1 pseudogene is annotated in these 1,394 nt (G+C 44.2%); it reads left to right on the top strand.

The window, feature by feature from the left end:
• A pseudogene (locus FD04_RS12890) lies at window positions 1-1,394 on the top strand (hypothetical protein); the annotation flags it as partial.

The following is a 1,394-nucleotide window of genomic DNA, read 5'->3' as shown; positions in this document are numbered from 1 at the left end:
ACTGACGTTGAGCCAGACTCACTAACTGAGATTGATTCTGAGTTACTCAACGATGTCGATGTCGAGGTTGAATCACTTACTGACGTTGAGCCAGATTCACTGACCGAGGTCGAACCCGAATCACTCAACGACGTTGATGTTGAATCACTTACTGACGTTGAGCCAGACTCACTAACTGAGATTGAGCCTGAGTTACTCAACGATGTTGATGTCGAGGTTGAATCACTTAACGACGTTGATGTCGAATCGCTTACTGATGTTGAACCAGATTCACTGACAGAGATTGAACCCGAATCACTCAACGACGTTGATGTTGAATCACTTACTGACGTTGAGCCAGATTCACTAACCGAGACTGAGCCTGAATTACTCAAGGATGTTGATGTCGAATCACTTACCGATGTTGAACCAGATTCACTTACGGAGATCGAACCTGAGTTACTCAATGATGTTAATGTCGAAGTTGAATCACTCAGCGACGTTGATGTCGAATCACTCACTGACGTTGAGCCAGATTCACTATCCGAGATTGATTCTGAGTTACTCAACGATGTTGAATCACTCAGCGACGTTGATGTTGAGTCACTTACTGACGTCGAGCCAGACTCACTAACCGAGACTGAGCCTGAATTACTCAATGATGTTGATATCGAGGTTGAATCACTTACCGATGTTGAACCAGATTCACTGACGGAGATCGAACCTGAGTTACTCAATGATGTTGATGTCGAAGTTGAATCACTTACTGACATCGAGCCAGACTCACTAACCGAGATTGAACCTGAGTTACTCAATGATGTTGATGTCGAAGTTGAATCACTCAGCGACGTTGATGTTGAATTGCTTACTGATGTTGAGCCGGACTCACTGACCGAGATTGAACCCGAATCACTCAATGACGTTGATGTTGAGTCACTTACTGATGTTGAACCAGATTCACTGACCGAGATTGAACCCGAATCACTCAACGACGTTGACGTTGAGTCACTTACTGATGTTGAACCAGATTCACTGACAGAAATCGAACCTGAGTTACTCAACGATGCTGATGTTGAATCACTTACTGACGTCGAGCCAGACTCACTAACCGAGATCGAACCCGAATCACTCAACGATGCTGAAGTTGAATCACTTACTGATGTTGAACCAGATTCACTGATAGATATTGAACCCGAATCACTCAACGACGTTGACGTTGAATCACTTACTGACGTTGAGCCAGACTCACTAACTGAGATTGATTCTGAGTTACTCAACGATGTTGATGTCGAGGTTGAATCACTTAACGACGTTGACGTTGAGTCACTTACTGACGTCGAGCCAGACTCACTAACCGAAACTGAGCCTGAATTACTCAATGATGTTGATGTCGAGGTTGAATCACTCAACGACGT

Source organism: Secundilactobacillus odoratitofui DSM 19909 = JCM 15043 (genome assembly GCF_001434895.1).
Classification (GTDB): Bacteria; Bacillota; Bacilli; order Lactobacillales; family Lactobacillaceae; genus Secundilactobacillus; species Secundilactobacillus odoratitofui.
The sequence above is the reverse complement of the archived record's forward strand: the minus strand, read 5'-3'. Positions and strand labels throughout refer to the sequence as shown.